The sequence below is a fragment of the Natronorubrum halalkaliphilum genome (genome assembly GCF_009834785.1).
Lineage (GTDB): Archaea > Halobacteriota > Halobacteria > Halobacteriales > Natrialbaceae > Natronorubrum > Natronorubrum halalkaliphilum.
Genome location: NZ_WUYX01000002.1, coordinates 21,385 through 39,662, shown reverse-complemented (window position 1 = coordinate 39,662; position 18,278 = coordinate 21,385). Strand labels below are relative to the sequence as shown.

General features: G+C 60.2%; 13 protein-coding genes. 7 read left to right on the top strand and 6 right to left on the bottom strand.

Annotation, left to right across the window (positions count from 1 at the left end):
- Window positions 1-90: 90 nt before the first annotated feature.
- On the top strand, window positions 91-1,419 hold the full coding sequence (locus tag GS429_RS00155; protein ID WP_160061513.1) for a 5'-deoxyadenosine deaminase: 1,329 nt from the start codon (window positions 91-93) through the stop codon (window positions 1,417-1,419).
- A gap of 38 nt (window positions 1,420-1,457) precedes the next feature.
- Here the strand turns inward: GS429_RS00155 and GS429_RS00150 are convergent, their stop codons facing one another.
- A complete protein-coding gene (locus GS429_RS00150; protein WP_425438167.1) occupies window positions 1,458-2,708 on the bottom strand; it encodes an MFS transporter in 1,251 nt (416 codons plus the stop codon).
- Window positions 2,709-3,785: 1,077 nt separating this feature from the next.
- Between GS429_RS00150 and GS429_RS00145 the strand changes: the two genes are divergently transcribed.
- The 3 genes from GS429_RS00145 (at window position 3,786) to GS429_RS00135 (ending at window position 7,087) form a co-directional block, all read left to right on the top strand.
- Window positions 3,786-4,355, top strand: a complete 570-nt coding sequence (locus tag GS429_RS00145; RefSeq protein WP_235920690.1) for a TetR/AcrR family transcriptional regulator — start codon at window positions 3,786-3,788, stop codon at window positions 4,353-4,355.
- Window positions 4,356-4,555: 200 nt separating this feature from the next.
- Window positions 4,556-5,389 carry a polyprenyl synthetase family protein gene (locus GS429_RS00140; protein ID WP_160061509.1) on the top strand — a complete coding sequence of 278 codons (834 nt, stop codon included), beginning with the start codon at window positions 4,556-4,558 and terminating at the stop codon, window positions 5,387-5,389.
- Between the two features lie 252 nt (window positions 5,390-5,641).
- Entirely contained in the window at window positions 5,642-7,087 is a 1,446-nt protein-coding gene (locus GS429_RS00135) for an MATE family efflux transporter (RefSeq protein ID WP_328821169.1), read from the top strand.
- Window positions 7,088-7,273: 186 nt separating this feature from the next.
- Here the strand turns inward: GS429_RS00135 and GS429_RS22545 are convergent, their stop codons facing one another.
- Both GS429_RS22545 and GS429_RS00130 read right to left on the bottom strand, forming a co-directional pair.
- Window positions 7,274-7,459: a DUF7575 domain-containing protein gene (locus GS429_RS22545; RefSeq protein ID WP_425438168.1), complete on the bottom strand. Its 186-nt coding sequence runs from the start codon at window positions 7,457-7,459 to the stop codon at window positions 7,274-7,276.
- A gap of 920 nt (window positions 7,460-8,379) precedes the next feature.
- Entirely contained in the window at window positions 8,380-9,375 is a 996-nt protein-coding gene (locus GS429_RS00130; protein WP_160061531.1) for an arsenic resistance protein, read from the bottom strand.
- A gap of 509 nt (window positions 9,376-9,884) precedes the next feature.
- On the opposite strand from GS429_RS00130, the gene GS429_RS00125 reads away from it, so the two are divergent.
- Window positions 9,885-10,961 carry an AI-2E family transporter gene (locus GS429_RS00125; protein ID WP_160061507.1) on the top strand — a complete coding sequence of 359 codons (1,077 nt, stop codon included), beginning with the start codon at window positions 9,885-9,887 and terminating at the stop codon, window positions 10,959-10,961.
- 1,306 nt (window positions 10,962-12,267) lie between these two features.
- The gene (locus GS429_RS00120) at window positions 12,268-13,404 is read left to right on the top strand and encodes a mandelate racemase/muconate lactonizing enzyme family protein (protein WP_160061505.1); all 1,137 of its coding nucleotides are present in this window, start codon (window positions 12,268-12,270) and stop codon (window positions 13,402-13,404) included.
- Window positions 13,405-13,437: 33 nt separating this feature from the next.
- On the opposite strand, the gene GS429_RS00115 is transcribed toward GS429_RS00120, so the two are convergent.
- Complete coding sequence (locus GS429_RS00115) at window positions 13,438-15,636, bottom strand: ABC transporter ATP-binding protein (protein ID WP_160061503.1); 2,199 nt, start codon at window positions 15,634-15,636, stop codon at window positions 13,438-13,440.
- A gap of 203 nt (window positions 15,637-15,839) precedes the next feature.
- On the opposite strand from GS429_RS00115, the gene GS429_RS00110 reads away from it, so the two are divergent.
- Window positions 15,840-16,049, top strand: a complete 210-nt coding sequence (locus GS429_RS00110) for a hypothetical protein (RefSeq protein ID WP_160061501.1) — start codon at window positions 15,840-15,842, stop codon at window positions 16,047-16,049.
- 65 nt (window positions 16,050-16,114) lie between these two features.
- On the opposite strand, the gene GS429_RS00105 is transcribed toward GS429_RS00110, so the two are convergent.
- Window positions 16,115-17,146, bottom strand: coding sequence for an ABC transporter permease (locus GS429_RS00105; protein WP_160061499.1), 1,032 nt, complete (start codon window positions 17,144-17,146; stop codon window positions 16,115-16,117).
- The gene (locus GS429_RS00100; protein WP_160061497.1) at window positions 17,133-18,137 is read right to left on the bottom strand and encodes an ABC transporter permease; all 1,005 of its coding nucleotides are present in this window, start codon (window positions 18,135-18,137) and stop codon (window positions 17,133-17,135) included. Before GS429_RS00100 ends, GS429_RS00105 begins: the two co-directional genes overlap by 14 nt.
- Window positions 18,138-18,278 lie beyond the last annotated feature (141 nt).

Below are 18,278 nucleotides of genomic sequence, written 5' to 3'. Positions count from 1 at the left end.
ACGAGCGTGGCAGTGGACGCGAGTGTCCACAGCCAGTAGCGAACTCCCAGAGAGCAACGATTTTACGAGTGGCCTCCGTCTAGCGGCCGTATGATCTGTTCTGGAACTATTATCGCCGACGCCGACACCGTCATCGATGACGGGAGCGTAGTCGTCGAGGGCTCCCGAATCGAGGCGGTCGGTCCGCGGAGCGAGATCGTCGATCGGTATCCGAGCCACGAGGAACGCGAGTACGATCTTTTGCTTCCGGGACTCGTCGGCGGCCACATTCACTCGGTACAGAGTCTGGGCCGCGGGATCGCCGACGACCACGAACTCCTCGACTGGCTGTTCGAGTACATCCTGCCGATGGAGGCCTCCCTTTCGGCAGAGGAAATGGAAACCGCGGCGAAACTAGGCTACCTCGAGATGATCGAGAGCGGGACGACGACGTGTATCGACCACCTCTCGGTCAACCACGCCGATCGCGCGTTCGAAGCGGCGGGCGAGATCGGAATTCGCGGCGTCCTCGGGAAGGTCATGATGGACCGACGCTCGCCGGACGGCCTGCTCGAGGACACCGACGAGGCGCTGGCCGAGAGCGAGCGACTGATTCAGGCGTATCACGGCTCGTTCGACGACCGTATCCGCTACGCCGTCACGCCTCGCTTTGCCGTCTCCTGCTCCGAACGCTGTCTCCGCGGTGCTCGGGACCTGGCCGACGCGTACGACGGCGTCCGCATCCACACCCACGCGAGCGAGAACCGCAGCGAGATCGAAACGGTCGAGGAAGACACGGGGATGCGAAACATCCACTGGCTGGACGAGGTCGGTCTCACCGGCGAGGACGTCGTGCTCGCCCACTGCGTCTGGACCGACGAGAGCGAGCGCGAGGTGTTGGCGGAGACGGGAACCCACGTGACGCACTGTCCGTCGTCGAACATGAAACTCGCGAGCGGGATCGCGCCGGTGACGGACTACTTAGAGCGCGGGATCAACGTCGCGCTGGGCAACGACGGCCCACCGTGTAACAACACGCTCGACCCCTTCACCGAGATGCGCCAGGGCAGCCTCCTCCAGAAGGTCGACCGGCTGAACCCCGTCTCGGCACCCGCTCCGGAACTGTTCGAGATGGCGACGATAAACGGCGCTCGCGCCGCGGGCTTCGACCGACTCGGCGCGATTCGCGAGGGGTGGCGCGCGGACATCGTCGGCGTCAGTACGGAGCCGACTCGAGCGACCCCGTTGCACGATCCGCTCTCGCATCTCGTCTACGGTGCCCACGGCGACGACGTCGTGTTTTCGATGGTCGACGGCAACGTCCTCGTCGAGGACGGCGAGGTCACCGTCGTCGACGCCGAGGCGATCCGCGAGGAGGCGCGGGCGATCGCGCTCTCGCTCGAGGACCATCGCGAGGCCGCCGAAAAAGTTCGTCCGTAGGAGTTCGACTTCGTTTCCGTGGCTCACGAATCGGCGAATCAGCCGCGGAGAACGAGCCCCGACGCCAGCACGCAGCCGATCGCGGCGAAGACGGCGAGTACGGCGAAGACGGCGACGACCGACGCGTGGGTGAGAACCAAGCCGGTGACGGTTGCCCCGAGCGCGCCGATCCCGAAGATGCCGAGGTAGGTGTAGCCAAAGGAGAGGCCGCGAGCGTCAGGCGGCGAGTACTTCGCGATCGTCGCCTGCGTGAGCGGCTGCATCGCGAACAGCGCGAATCCGAGCGCGACGCTCGCCGCGAACAGCGTCGCCAGACTCGCTTCCGCGGCGGGGACGAACACGAGGGCGATCGCTGAGAGCGTAAGAAGCATCCCGACCAACCCGCGTTCGGGCGCGATTCGATCGGTGAGTTTACCGCCGAAATACTGACCGCCGATGCCGATGGTCAACAACCCGACGTAGACGTACTGAGCGAGGTCGAACTCCTCGGCGACCGGGCTTTCCGGACCGAATAGCTCGAGTCGGAACTCCCCGACGAACGCGACGAGGAAATCGTCCAGCAGTTCGGGGAGGAACGTGAGGACGCCGCGGTAGTACAGCCCGTTAAACATCACCACGACGAAGACGAGCGCGAACCCGAGCGTGAACACCTGTCGCGTGCTGGTGACGAACGCCGAGAGCGAGTCGACCGATGACTCGTCGCGGCCGCCGTCGGTGACCTGCACGGCGGCGGTCTCGTCGAACTCGGTCACCAGTCCGGCGACCGCTGCCAACAGCGCCGGCACAGCGAGCACCGCGACGACGAGTCGCCACTCGAATGCGAGCAACAGTAGCGCGGTCGCCAGCGGCCCGAACGCGATCCCGCCGTTGCCGGCCATCCCGTGATAGGCGAAGGCCGTTCCCCGAACGTCGTCCCGGACGCCGTTACTGATCAGCGCGAGCCCCGCCGGATGGTAGACGCTCGCGGCGATCCCCCAGACGGCGAGCGCGAGCGCGACGCCGCCGATACCCGGGGAGAGCGCGAGCACCAGAAAGGAGAGCCCCATGCCGAGGAGACAGCCGACGATCAGGAGCCGGGAACCGTACCGGTCGACGAGGAGGCCCCCCGGAAGCGCGCCGACTCCGAACAGGCCGTAGCCGATGGTGACGACGAGGCCGAGTACCGCAGCCGTGACCGAAAACTCGAGCAGCCAGATCGTCATCAGGATCGGGATCGACATTTCGTAGGTGTGGACCAGTCCGTGACCGGCCATGACGTAGCCCGTGATCGCGCGATCATTCGCGTTCACGCGATCCACCTCGAGCGAACGCGGGACTGGGCGGTACCCGTTCGAGCCGACTCGAGCGACCAGTGATCAGCCACCATCCAACACATACGGGAAGACTCTCGGTGCCAGTAGGTTGTAGTTTTCCTCCGAAGTACCGTTCACTCTTCCGGACATACTGCGCCGCCGCACGGAGTCTCGAGTTCTACGAGCAGGATCACGTCCAGACGCTGCTCTGGGCGCGAACGCTCGGCGATACGCCGATGATTCTCGGTGCGCTCGCGTTTACCTCGCGGCGGTTCGGCATCTCCGAGCGGCTCGACGGCAGTCGATCGCGTCGAATTAATCGATCGCGTTTCTTTCATCATTTTGCTGTCGTGAGGAGATAGCTCCGCGCGAACGAAACTGATCTGAGCCACTGATCAACGCTGACCGGTATCTGCATTCCTTGAATGATATTTAAACGGATAACTTAGGCGTTCTATTCCGTAACAGGTAGGTTCGACAGCGTATACATCATCGAGGATTTTCGAAATGACGCACTCCCAACTACTGCTTCTGCAGGTTCAGCCCCGTCTACTGTTTGTGTTATCTGAGACAACGGACAGCGTATGGTCGTCTCTTTCCGCTATTGGATTACATAGTCAACCTCACGACCGAAATACGACCCCGACAGCAACTCGTCTCGAGTCGTCGATCGGCGTTGAAAATTCGGTCACGCACAGTTTATTGACTTGATCAGAACCATACCTCTCGGAAGGTAGAACACTATCTGAAACCGAGGGAAGCGAGATCATACTGCGCTTCCGTGACAGCAACGGCGTTGGACCTCGGCGCACAACACCCGGGAGGGGTCGATACTGGAGCGTCTGTAGTTGCGGACGGACGGGGTGTACAGATGTGTTTCCCGTCTTTGGTGGTAAGTAGGCTTGCCGCTTGAGCAGCGGAGTCATCGGATAGCTACGTAATGATTCATAATAGTTCGGACCCTGATAGTATTGCACTGCACGGAATTCGATGGCAAAAATCATGTATCTTCTACACAGAGTACGTCTATCGATGGGCACTCGATCTCGTTCGGATGAAACGACGGAAGCGATAATGCATGCGACATACCGGGCGTTGTGCGAACACGGCTATCCGGATACGACGATCTCGAGTATCGTCGCGGAATTCGACAAGAGCAAGGGACTGTTGTACTACCACTACGAGGATAAAGACGATCTCCTCACCGACTTCCTCCGGTATCTTCTCGAGCGGTTCGAGACGAAAATCAACGAGGAGATGACCGGGGACCCGTACGAGACGCTCGTCGGATTGGTCGATCGAATCCTGCCCGAACAGTTGGACGACGATCAGCTTCGATTCCGACAGGCGTTTTTCGAGATCAGATCGCAGGCACCCCACAGTACCGCGTATCACGACCTGATCGAACAGAACGACCAACTCCTGCAGTCAGAGCTCACGAACGTGATAGAACGCGGTGTCGAGTCGGGGCAATTTCGGTCAGTCGACCCGGAACGAACCGCGGATTTCATCCACTCGGTGCTCATCGGGACGATGGAACGGGGAGCCACGCTCGACGATCGGGAGCTGTATCGTCGAAATCGACAGCACGTGCTGCGATATATCGATCGCCATCTGCTTGAGGAGTCGTCCGCAACTGAGTGATCGCTCTCGAGCGCGACGTTTTGTGCCCCTTCACGGCGGCAGGTGGCGCTTGACGGGTAGCCATTGCTAGTCAGTGTGGGCCAAACGAGAAATACAAAGCCTTCATAGTGATGTAAACTCATCGACCAGTAAGGGGTTGCAAACCAGCGACTAACTGCGGATCTCTGCATGGGATGCGTAACGCCCACCGGTCATCAGCTATGAGAGAAACGATCATCCAGAGACGAACGGAGATTGAAGACGCGATTCGAAGCCGTCTCCCCGAAGCGGACGAGTTCGATCGGTATCGCGAGGCGCCGTTATCGATCGGTCGTCCCCGAACTCGCGGCCAGGTATTTCTTGCACTGGTCGACGGATGTACGGCTGGGCATCGCGCTCTCGATTCCGACCGGAATCGGGGACGGGGTCAGAGTCGGGATCACGATCAGGAGCAGGTTCTTCCCATCGCTGCCGCCCTCGAACTCGCCTCGTTACAGACGGACGTTCACCGAACGGCGTTCGACCACTCCAGTTCGGGGCCCCCGGACTACGATCCGACGCGCGATATTCTTCGCGGCGACCTCCTCGAGTCAACGGCGTTCGAGACGATGCTCTCCGTTTGCGGGCCGCCTCGGATGGTCCAGCGGTATTTCGCCATCCTCGTCAGGGCGAACAGGCGAGTACAGGAAGGACACGCGACCGGGTACGAAGCCGACGCTGCTTCGACTGCCGATCTCGACGCCGTTCGACAGCTCGGTGCTCTTACCGGAGGCGCGGCCGAACTTGCAGCACTCGTCGCAGAAATCGAGTCCGACGACCGACAGCGACTGATCGACCACGGGACTGCACTCGGATTTCACGTATCGGCGCACTTGAACTCCGGCGCTGCACCGACAGAGACACGGTCATCCTCGAAGTCGATAGACGCTTGCCACAGACATATCGATGCACTCGCTGATTGCTGTCCGTCCCAGTCGAGAGACCGAGTGCGTCGCCAGCTACGTGCGTTTCTCGAGGTGGCGACGAACTACGAGTCGGTCGAGTCGGTCGTCTAATCGTCCGGCGACGCGTTTTGGAATTCCCGCTGCAGCGTTCGGCCCGGGCGACGTTGCCCGCCGGGGCGTCGGTTTCAGTACGTGACGCTCCCTTGACTCGTGTGACGGGGCGGACGATAGGCCACTCAACGCATTCTCATCGGTGGCTGGTTCGGCGTCGCATCACCGCTCTCGTACCCTGACAATGCCCGTCACGGGTCGGCGACTAACGAAACCCATTTCAACACCTCTACTAATAAACTGACAATAACTGTGGTCCGTCTCCCGAATCCGTTGCGTCTTACGATTCTCTATATCGGTCTCGCACTCGCCCGTCTGGGGGTGATCGACCGGGAGCGAGCGATCCAGACGACCGCCCTCGCGTGGCCTCGTATCGTCACCGGCATCGCCCGAATGTCGAAAAACGCCGTCGACGTCGCGATGGTCGGCGTCGCGGTCGGGACCTCCGCCGTTGCGGGTGTCGGTTTCGCGGGCCCGTTCTGGGGACTCGCGTTCGCTATCGGCGGCGGCGTCGCCGGCGGCACCATCGCACTCGTCTCCCAGCGATTCGGCGCGGAGGCCTACGACGAGTTAGGCGTGGCCATCCGCTCGAGTACGCTCCTCGTCGTCGTGATCAGCCTGCCGGTCACGGCCGTCTTCTGGCTCGTGCCACACGAACTTATCTCCCTGCTGAGTAGCAACGAGCGCGCGATCGACTACGGCGCGACGTATCTCCGGATCGTCGCACTCGGCATCCCCTTTGCGGGACTGAACCTGGTCGGCAGCCGAGCGCTCGTCGGCGCGGACGATTCCTACACCGCGATGCAGGTCCGCGCCGGCGGCGCGCTCGCCAACATCGTCCTGAGCGCGGCGTTCATTTTCGGTCTCGACCTGGGCGTCGCCGGCGCAGCGTACGGGACGGTCCTTTCGAACGTTGCGGTAACGGCGACGTTCGCGCTCGGAATCGGCGCCGGTCGACTGCCCGGTATCGGCGCGTTCCCCATTCAGGTCGATCCGTTCGGAACCTACCTCGACCCCGAAACCCTCCGCGACATCATCACCATCGGGCTGCCGGTCGGCGGTCGGAATCTCGTCTGGACCGTCGCCGAGTTCCCGATGCTCGGGATCCTCGATCTCTTCGGCGAGAACACCGTCGCCGCGTTCGTCATCGCCCGTCGCATCTGGGGGATCATGAACACGCCGGGTTGGGGCTTCGGATTGGCCTCCTCGAGTCTGGTCGGACAGGCGCTCGGCCAGAACGACGAACGAACGGCGAAAGCGTACGGCCGCGATATTATCCGCTTCTCCGTCGCGACGTACGTCATCTCGGCGATTCTCATCGCGATCTTTGCCGAGCAGATCGTCGTCCTGTTCGCGGACGATCCGACGAGTCCCGAGATACCGATCGCCGTCAATCTCGTCTACGCCGCCTGTTTCGCGGTCGTCTTCCAGGGAGTCGCCGGTGCCGCGGCAGGGCCGCTCGACGCCAGCGGCGATACGCAAGTCCCCTTCGCGAGTCAGTTCATCGGCATGTTTCTCGTCTCGATTCCGCTCGCCTACCTCGGCGCGACGACCGCCCTGGGATACTGGGGGCTGTACCTCGCGTTCCTCGCGGAGACGAGCGTCCCCGCCGCAATCAACTACTGGCGATTCCGCACGGACAAGTGGAAGACGATCAGCGAGACCTACCGGCCCGACGTGGCGGCCAGCGACGATTGATACGGACTGCTGTGGTCAATGCGCACCGGTCGCCGACACCGGTGCTGGCGATGGCCGGTACATCGTTACGGCAATTCGTACGCGTGATCGGTCCGAAGCGGAGCGGGTGGTCGAAGAACAGGACGTTCCCGAAAAACCGTCGAGACCCGGCTACCGGCACCAAGAGCCGACTGCAGCGATCCGATCTCAGCGATCGGCCGTCTCGTTCGGCTCCGCCGCGTCATCGCCGGGATCCGTGGCTTCGTCGATCGGCTCCGGAAGTTCGGCTCCACACCACGAACAGAACGACAGGTCGTCCTCGAGTTCGCGGTAACAGGACGAACAGCGCCAGTCTTCCTGGACCTCGAGGTGGACGTTGTGCGTATGGGCGATCAGATACGCGTCGACGACGCTCAGTAACGCGACGATAGGTCGATCCAGGTGCAGCTGTAGCAGACCCTCTCAGTTCGAATCCGGGCCGGGGTGTTCGTCTGGAGTCGACTTTCGCCTGTAGGCCGTAGAGAAGCCGTGTACTCGGCGTTTTTCGCCGCTCGATTTGCGTCCTCGACGGTCTCAGTAATTACACACATACACGCGTAAATACCCGCTGCTGGCTCTAACTGAACGATTAGTCAGCCGACGGCATAAATGTTACTGACCGTTCAGTCAGCAGCGGGTCGTAATCCTTTGTGAGCGTATGGGCGTATTGCCCACTCCCGCGTACGGGTCCGTCGGTTGTGCCATGCCAATCGGGTGTGAAGCCGTTAATTGGAACACCAGTGTGTCCGCTGTTTCTCCGGTTGCGAAACCCGCACCCTCTGCGTCCCACCTCCACCGCGTCAAAGCTAGCCACCATCGAATAGCTGTGGCAGTTGCTCCACGATCCTATTTCGCTCGAGTACAACTAACGTATCAGAGAGGTCGGTGCCTATAGTGACGAAACCACTTCGCAGATGGAACACCAGTTACTCTGGAACACACACTCCACCGAGTTCGAATCACAGCACGTACGAAGTGGCGATACTCGGGTTCGACGGTGAACAGCAGCGATTGGGTACAACGACTGGTTCGAGGGAGGAGCCGTTTGCCACTCGACTGCCTTCGTCGAAGTAGCTCTGCTCTCGAGGTGAGAGACGGATACCAAAATCTTTCATTTTGATAATAATCGGATATGGTTGCGAAGTTTACACTCGCGGATGGTGTCGCGCCGATACACCAACGGCGACGGGATATGCTTGCAAGTCGCCGCCCGAACCCGAAGCTGTTGGTAGCTTCCGAACCCAACTTCAGGAGTTCACACTTACGGTGGCGTGTCAACTTCTATCGGACATTGGAGGCGTGCCGATCGGCCACCAGTCCCGGCCGTTGATTTCCTGATGAATCCGTGCGATCAGCCCTAACAGTGGGAGCTCGAGCAGCGGTCCGATGACCAGTGCGAGCGGAATCAGCGGTTCGTGTGGGAACGCGACGACCGCGATCGCGAGGGCCGTCGGCGAGTTCCGCGAGAGAATCGTATTGTTGAAACAGACCATCTCCGCGTAGGAGAACGACAGTATTCGACCGATTCCGAACCCGACGCCGAGATTTATCGCGTAGAAGAGAATCACCGGCACGGCGAGCAGTGCGAGCAGTCCCGGATTGTCGACGATTATCTGGCCCTGTGAGGCGAACATCGCCCCGATAGCGAGGCTCAGAAAGACGATCTGTACCGGCGCGAGTTTCGACGCAAACGTTCGTCTGAACCACTGGTCGCCTCGCCAGCGCACGAGCCCCTTCCGAACACTGCCGGCGAGAACGAGCGGGACGATCAACACGAGGACGACGCTCTCGATCAGTAATTCGAGCGGCAGTTCGACGAGTTCTCCGGCAAACGCGTAGAGATAGACGGGCAACAGTAGCAACTGCAGGACGAGATTGTACGGGAGAATAGCCGTTGCGAGGGGGACATCACCGTCCGCGATATCGGTAAAAATCAGGTACCAGTCCGTACACGGAGTCACCAGGAGCATAATCAATCCAACCCACAGTGCGGGGTGATCGCGGAGAAACGCTGCGCCGAGGACGACGGCCAGCAGCGGACTCCAGACAAAATTCACCAGGAGGCTCGACCCGATGACGCGTCGGTTCCCGAACGCTGAGCGAAGCTTCGACAGCGGCATTCCGGCGAACGCTCCGAACAACATCACCATCAGAAACGGAAGAATGAGCGAGTCTGCGATGGCCGGAACTCCGGAGAGTTGGCCGAGCGCGAGTCCGCCGATAATGGCCACGAGAACGAACACCGTCTGATACTTCTCGACGAACTCCATCCGTGTCGTCATCGGAAGAGGATATCCGTAAGCGTAGGGATTCTGATTCACCCAGTGACCATCGAAAACGGATCGTATGTCCGTCTCGGTATCCCGGGCGAAGGGCCTGTAGCGTCATTCGGAGCGGTAACTCATTGTGATCACTGGCCATTCGATGGTATGACGCGGCAACGGAGCGGGGACGTATCCGGAGTACTCGCCGCGACGGAATCGATCAGTGGTCGCGAAACGCTCGCCAATTTCGGTCGAATCACAACCAAACTCGCTCACGTAGGCCGTTGACGGCTCGGAGCGGTGTTGCTCGGAACCTCGTTGTATCCGTCGGTCGTCCGTCGACTCCCTCTGGCTCTGGTCAGTCGCGATTGCCTTTGGCGTTTTCCCGTTCGAACGAGTCGAAGGCGTTCGTTCCCGAATTGTGTCCCACCTTCTGCCGGCTTGGTCGTCGGTCCCCGGTCACACCGTCGTCGAAAATCCAATAGTTGAATAGGACTTTCCCAGAATGCACACCCATGGACCTTCGAGTCGGATTTATGGTGTTTCTCGTAGCCCTTCTCGGTGGGGTCGGTGCACTGGTCGTGCTCCCGCTCTTGCAGTATCTGTTAGCGGCTGCCCTGCTCGCGTTCGTTCTCTACCCACTCCACGAAGCCCTCGCGCATCGAACGGTCGCGGTCCGGGGAACCACGATTACGATTTCACCGCGAATCTCGGCGGCTGCTGTCACTGTTTTCGGGATCGTCGCGACAGTGCTTCCGTTGCTCGGCCTCTCGCTCGTCGTCCTCCAGACCGTCCTCTCGTTCGTCGACGACCTCGACGACATGGCACTCACCGAAATCGTTCGCGATGCACTTTACGACCTTGGGCTCGACGACACCACTATTGCCGAACTAGAGACGTATCTCACCACCGAAATCGACGGATTCCTCGAGCGGAGTGCCGAACTCGTCCTTCAGGAAATGCTCGGATTGCTGAATACGAGTTTCCAGATTGCGCTGGGTCTACTGGTACTGGTTTTCTTGCTGTATTACTTCCTCGTCGACGGTCACCGATTGATCGGCTGGATCGGTTCGGTCGCACCGATCCAAGACGACGCTCGAGAGGAACTGGTGAGCGAAATCGAAGACGTTACGTGGGCGGTGCTGATGAGTCACGTGCTCGTTGCGTTCGCAGAGGGGGTCCTCGGTGGGATCGGGCTCTATCTGCTCGGCGTTCCGAACGCTGCGTTCTGGACGATCATTATGATCGTCGTTTCGTTCCTTCCGGCGATCGGAATCTGGCTGGTCTGGGCGCCAGTTGTCGGTTACCTGTTTCTGATCGGTGAACCGGTCAGTGCGACGCTGCTGTTGGCGTACGGAATCACCGTTCTGTCGGTCGTGGACAACTACTTGCGTGCCATTCTGGTCGATATGGGATCGGGAGTTCATCCGGGGACAGTTCTCGTCGGTGTCATCGGTGGACTCTACCTCTTTGGGTTCCTGGGACTCCTACTCGGTCCGGTTCTCTTGGCGACGTTCAAAGCCGTTGTAGAGGTGTTCAGTGAGGTGTACGAGGTACGTGACGAACCGTCAGAGGACGCTTCTCCACCGTGAGTTCGGCGTAGTCGTACGACTTGCTGTTGTGGCACGATTTCCGACGTAACAATTACACGAACTATCTGCGGTTAACTGTTTTCGAAGCCCGAGTTCTGTGTCGGAGCGGTTGGGCTGACGATCCTAACGGGAAAATCATGGCCAAATCGACGGAACGTCCCCGCTGTCAACGGCAGTCTGCTGCCGATGCGAGAGCGTCGCCACTCACATCGCAGGGCTAGCCCGGTTCGGGGACACGTTTGTCTGACGGCGAAGTTAAGCAGGGGAGACGGCTGAGTCTATTCAGCGTTTCGAGCCACCGAAAATCGACCTTTCACTCTGGATACTCTTTGGGTAAGGAGAAATCAATTCTCGGATACGGTTTCCGATGCATCAACGGACGGTCCTGACGACCGTCGGCGGACCGGGGCCTCGTCGGGTGTGTGACCGAGACGACGAACGGGTCGGACGGCGATTCCAATACTGTTCGTAAGGACGATAGTCTCGGAGCCACGCAATCGGGCCTGGATATTAATATGTCCGTCATTTTTGAAAACCTCTCTTTTACTATAAACCTTGAGAAAGACGTTAACAAATTCGAATTCGAGATCGAGTCTGAATCGATCGAGGTCGCCCGGACTGACAAAACGCGGGAGACGGAACGGCCGCGGTGAGTCTTTCTCCTGAGGTCCTACGAGTTTCGCTGCGGACGACGTGATCGAATCTCTCGAGGCGTTCGACGAGGCGTATATGACTCACGACGTCCGTTGTAATCGAGATGGCGATGACATCTCCGTTCGGTCGGGATTTCGTTCGGGAACTTACCAGTTCGACTGGTTAGAGACCGTCTCAGTCGATTCATGCGTTGATACGTAGATCCCTCGCTGGACAACGATACAGACGAATTGAGTGGTCCGTCGATCCGGGAATTACTGGCGTCGTCTATCTAATCGGCGAAAGCGGCGTTGCTCGGGTTCCGTTCGACGGCGTTGGGCAACACAAGGATACCGACTTCGAGGCGAACGCGTCGAATCCGATTTTGGAGGGGCATTGATCGAGGTGTTTGAGCGACTTCGTCGTCTCCGAATGTTGATCTCACCCGGTCGAAAAACTGCGCGTGCAATCGCAGTAATGACCGATATTAGTCTATAAAATCTATATGATATATTTGCAAAGGAACAATCAAAAATTCGATATTTCCGTGTGACTACACGAGGACTCTCATCGCTATACCCGTTCGATCGGTGAGACTGATTCCGGTCTCAACTCTCGGTCGACAGCCATCCTCGAGAGGTGGTTTTTAGTTATCGCGGACGGTGTCGATACTATGGCAGTCACACGCGTCGAGACGATTCCGATAGCGGTGCCGGTAGCCCCACTCGAGGAGGGTGGTCTCGCACCGTACAGCAGCAATCACGACGAGGTCGAAACGGTCGGGCGAACGCTGGTTCGTGTCGAGACGGACGACGGCATCACCGGATGGGGGGAGATGCTAACCGCGATGCAGTCCCCGTCGGTGACGAAAGCGGTGATCGACGACGTCATCGCCCCGGAACTGATCGGCCGCGACCTGGACGAAATCCGGGATTTCGTGGCGTCATTTTACTATCCGTACGTCAAGACGCGTCCCTTCCTCGGTGCGGTCGAAACGGCACTCTGGGATGCGCTTGGAAAACGACGCGGCGCGTCAGTCTCGGAACTGCTCGGGGGCGGCCTCCGTGAGACGGTCGACGTCGCCTACTGTCTCGGGATGCTTTCGGAGGACGAATCGCGACGGTACGCCGCCCGCGCGCTCGAACAGGGGTTCGACGTACTCAAGACCAAGGCCGGGCCGGACTGGAAGGCGGATGTCGATCGGATTCGAGCGATGCACGACGAAACCGACGGTGAACTCGAGTTCCGCCTCGATCCGAATCAGGGGTGGACGGTCGACGAAGCCGTCCGGGCCGGTGCGGCCCTCGAGGACGCGGGGATCTACCTTCAGTACTTGGAGCAGCCGTGTCGGATCGATAGCTACGGGACGTACGAACGGCTTCGACAGCGGCTTCGACAACCGATCGCAGCAAACGAGGATACGTACTTTCCGCGGAACCTCTATTATCTCTGTGAGCGCTCGGCGGTCGACGTCGCCGGCGTCGATCTGGTCCCTGCGGGGGGCCTCCTCGGAGTGAGAGAACAGATCGCGGTCGCGGAGGCGGCTGGCATCTCCGTCACTCACCACAACGGATTCGATCTCGGGATCAAACAGGCCGCCGTCTTGCACCTGTATGCGAGTACGCCGGCGCTTACGCTCGCGCCGGATTCGGTGTATTACGGGTGGGCAGATCACGTTCTCGAGGATCCACTCGAGGTCGAAAACGGCGCAATTCGCGTCCCGGACGGTCCGGGTCTCGGCGTGTCGGTAGACGAAGCGGCTGTCGAACGATATCGGGTCGAGTCAGGCAGAGACGCGAGCGGCTGTTGATCCGAAACGGAAAATCCGGGCCAGGAAACCGTCTCAGTCGCCAGCCTCGAGCGCCGAACCCGAGGAATCGTCCGTTTCGTCGGTGGCCTCGCTGAGCGGTTCGCTGTCCCAGTAGGGGTGATCTTCGGGATACTCCCTGAAGCAGGCGGCGTGATGCGCTGAGCTGTCGTCGTGTGTCAGTAGCGGATCGTGCTCCGTACACGCTTTGCGGGCGTCCGGACAGCGGGTGTGGAACGAACAGCCGCTCGGCGGGTCGATCGGGTCCGGAATGTCGATCTCGCGCAGCGGTGATTCCGCGACTTCACCTTCGGTGTCGATATCTTCCGTCGACCACTTGAGAATCTTCGTGTAGGGGTGTTTCGGGTTCGAAATCACCTCTTCGCCCGGGCCGATTTCGACGATTTCGCCGAGGTACATCACCGCGATTCGACCGTCGACACTCGCCGAGAGATACCGCGCGTTCGAGAGGTTGTGCGAGGTAAACAGAAACGAGGTGTCGAAGACGTCCTGCAACTCGAGCATGAGATCCATCATTTCGACGCGTAGCGAAACATCGAGTGCCGAGACGGCCTCGTCGGCGAAGATGACGCCAGGGTTCATCGAGAGGGCGCGAATTAGTGCCACGCGTTGTTGCTCGCCGCCGCTCAACTGGTGTGGGTAGCGATGGGCGTAATCCCGCGGCGGGGACATGCCGACGTGTTCGAGCATGGAGAGAATCCGCTTTTCTCGGTCGTTGTGGTCCATTTCCGTGTTCCACTGCTTGAACGGCACCTCGAGGTTCGCCATGACGGTCCGGTTCGGATTGAGCGAACTGCCGGGGTCCTGGTGGATGATCTGGAGTGCTTTTCTGATCTCGCCGTACGGGATCTCGATGTCGCCCTCGCCGTCCTTTGCGTCCCAAATGTCCTGTCCCGAGTAGGTGATTTCTCCACCGGTCGGCCGCTGTGCCGCGACGATGGTCTTGCCGAGCGTCGTTTTTCCACACCCGCTTTCGCCGACGAGCGCGACGACATCGTTTTCGTAGATATCGAGCGAGACGCCATCGACGGCTCGTACGGGACTCGGGTCGGAGAAGAAACTCTCGAGCAGGCCGACCTGCTGTTCGAAGTGAACCTCGACGTCCGAGAGCGACAGCAGCGCCTCGTCGGATTGTTCGCCCACGATTTCGGTCGTTGTGTCCGTCTCGTCGTCGCTCGTGAGCGGAATTTCGTCGGCGGCATCCTCCCAGTGGAAGCAGGCCGTCCGATGGCCGTCGTCGGCCGGCACGTCGTGGAACGCCGGTTCTTCGTCTTTACAACGGTCGTCCGCGAGTGAGCACCGCGGATGGTAGGTGCACCCGGTGGGCAGTGACACGGGGTCCGGACTCGAGCCCTCGATGGGTTTGATCTCATCGAGGGGTGTATCGAGCGTCGGAATCGCCTTGAGTAACGACCGGGTATACGGGTGGGATGGGTTCTCGAAGAGATTCGCTGCGGTGCCCACCTCCACGAAATCGAACGCGTAGAGGACGGCGATCCGGTCTGCCAACCCGGTTACCAGCGGCAGATCGTGCGTGATGAACACGATGGTGAGATCGTACTCGTCTTTGACGGTCTCGAGGAGACTCAGAATCGAGCGCTGCATGAGCAAGTCGAGCGCCGCCGTTGGCTCGTCCATCACGAGGACATCCGGTTCGAGGACGAGACTCAACGCGATGAGCGCCCGCTGAGACATGCCGCCGCTCAGTTCGTGTGGATAGGAATCGAGCACTCGGTCCGGGTCGAGATACAGCGCTTCGAGTAACTCTCGGGCGTGCTCGAGGCCGGATTCGACGTCGTAATCGTGGGCCTCGAGCGTCTCGACGAAGTGGCCCCGGATGTCCATCGTGGGGTTAAAGGAGTTCATCGCGCCCTGAAAGACCATCGAGACGTGTTCCCACCGGAACGTCCGCAGCGATTCCTTATCGAGATCGAGGACGTCGACGGGTTCGCCGTCGTCCGTGTAATACGTGATCGAGCCGTCGACCCGACCGGGATCGACGACGGCGTCGAGGAGGGCGTCGGCGAACATGGATTTGCCGGATCCCGATTCGCCGACGATACCGAGGATTTCGTTCCGATGGATGTCCATGCTTACCGAGTCGAGCACCCGAGATTCGCCCCGATCCATACCGAACCGCACGGTCACGTCTTCGACGCTCATGATCACGTCGTCGGGTTTCGGCTCGGCCCGTTCGCGTTCCTTGGCCGCCATCACAGCCACCGCCGTTCGATCTGGCAGACTCCATCACGAGACCTCGTGTCCGTGACGATACGTCTCAATACCGGATTCATGACCCGTACTGTGCCGTCCAGTTACTTGAAATTTGTGCCATGCGAACGATTCGCTTTGTCTGCTCTCTACCGACGACCAGTGCGTCCCCAATCGTTATACAGTCGCGCTCGAATACCCCGATAATGAGCGAGTCAGTCTGGGATCGGCTCTGTGCGTACGAGTTTGTGGTCAAAATCCTCAGCATCCTGGTGTTCACCCTCGGCGTCCTGACGCTCTTTTCGTTCCCGTATCTCGAGCGCGGTTCGGCCGAGTACGTCATCGCCTCGTACAACCTGCTCGTCATCACGATCTTCATCGCTATTATCGGGCTGTTTCGGTACAAGTGCGGGTGACAGGCGCGCGATTGTTTTTTGCACAACGGATCGCCGAGCCGAATCCGATCGTGGACGACGCTGCTTCACCGAACGTTCGCGTTCGCCGGTGTCTGTGGTTCGTGCTCGCCTTCGTCGTCTTCGCTTGCGGTCGTCTTCTGGTGACGCGCTCGAATCCGCGGGTTGAATAGCTTGTCTGCGGCCTGTGCGACCAGGATCAGTCCCAGCGAGAGGAAGACCACGGCGAGCATCGGCGCGATCAGCCAGTGGGCCGCACCCCACGAGTACAGCGCGCCGCCGCTCGAGTAGGCGGTGTCCATCGTCACGCCCCAGTTCGGATCGGTGGTGGGGAGGACGCCGAGGAAGTACAGCGCGACGGAATCGAAGACGATGCCCCGGGAAGCGCTGACGAAGCTCACGAGGATGTAGGGCATGAGATTCGGCGCGATGTCTTTGAGGATGATCTTCCAGGTAGAGATCCCCATCAGACGGTTTGCCTCGACGTATTCGACGTTTCGAAGCGGTAGCATCTGCGATCGGATCGAGCGAGCGAGGACCGCCCAGGCGGGTATCGCGAGAATCACACCGACGAGATAGGGGTTTCGCGGCTCGAAGAGAAACGCCAGGACGATGATCAGCGGCAGGCCGGGAATGGCCATCAGCGAGTCGGTGATGACCATCAGCGCCTGGTCGACGCGGCCGCCCTTGTAGCCCGCGACCATCCCGACGATCGATCCGACGGTGACCGCAAAGACGCCGCCGGCGAAGACCATCTTCAACATCGGCGGGGTCGCGTGGACCACGTCGGCGAGCAGACTTCTGCCCGAGCTATCGGTGCCGAGCGGGTACTGCCACATTTCGAACGGGCCGACGAGCGTGTGGGCGGTGTCCGTCTCCGGTGGGGAGATCAGATACGGGCCGGCGATTCCCATAAACAGGTACAGCGCGAGTATCGTCACGCCGACCTTTCCGCGCCAGTCGCTCAGAATGATCCGCATCGGCGCGAGGATCGTCCGATCGATCGTTCGCGACCAGCGTTCTTCCCGCGTCGTTTCGCCCGTCGTCGGCGTCTGGAACGGGAAGTCGTCCCCGCCCGACGTTCCGTCAGAATGACTCATCGGTCCCTCCTTCCTGTGCGCGTGGGTCGAGTTTTCCGTAGGTCAGTTCGGCCAGGAACAGCGCGGTCACGACGGCGATCGTGATCACGATGAACGCCCCCATCATGAGCGGGAAGTCCCTGGCTTCGATACCCCTGAACAGGTAGTATCCAACGCCCCGATAGACGAAGATCGTCTCGAGGACGACCGCTCCGCCGAACGCGTAACCGATGACGACCATCATGTTCGTATACAGCGGGAGGACGGCGTTTCGCGCGACGTAGCGAAGCGTCAGCCGTCGGGTCGGTAACCCTCGTAGGCGGCCCACACGAAGGTAATCTTCGCCCAGGATACTGATACTGTTCGCCCGCATGGCGAGTGCCCACCCGCCGAGGCCGGCAAAGGCCCACGAAAGGGCTGGCAAGGTCGCGTGATAGACGACGCTCGAGAGGAACGGGACGTTTAACCCGGGCGTCGTTCGGTCGTCGTACCGACCGGTGACGGGGAAGAGATCGAGCTGGTGGCCAAGCAGGTAGACGAGGAGAATGGCGATAATATAGTAGGGAATCGAGTTGCTGACGATGGCGACGACCGTCATGACGTTATCGAATCGACTGCCCTCGAGATACGCCATCAACGCGCCGAGTGAGATACCGATGGCGAACGAGATGGCGATCGCGTTGAGCATCAAGAAGACGGTCCACGGAATCGCGGTTCCGAGGAGCTCCGCGACCGACTCGTTGAAATAAATCGAGGTGCCGAGGTCGCCGGTGAGCAACGAGGACATGTAATCGACGTACTGTTCTCCGATCGAGGCCTCCGGGTGCATGTTGAGATACACCGCTGCCATCGCTTCGATTTCACCCTCGCTGAGCCCTTGTTGGCGTGAAAGCTGGGCCTGGAGGTAATCCATCGGACTGCCCGGCAGGAAGTGAACCAGGAGGAACGTAAAATGAACGACGAGGAAAACGGTAAATCCTGCTCTGGCTGCCCGTTTCAGTACCCAATGCATGCTACATTATATCCGTTCTCTCCATGTACATATAGGTACCGATTGACACACCTCTCAGATCCGAGCGTCAGGTCAGAAAGACGGATGCACCGATCGCTCGGATGCCAGGGACCGTTCTCGAGCGATCGGATAGTAGCCACT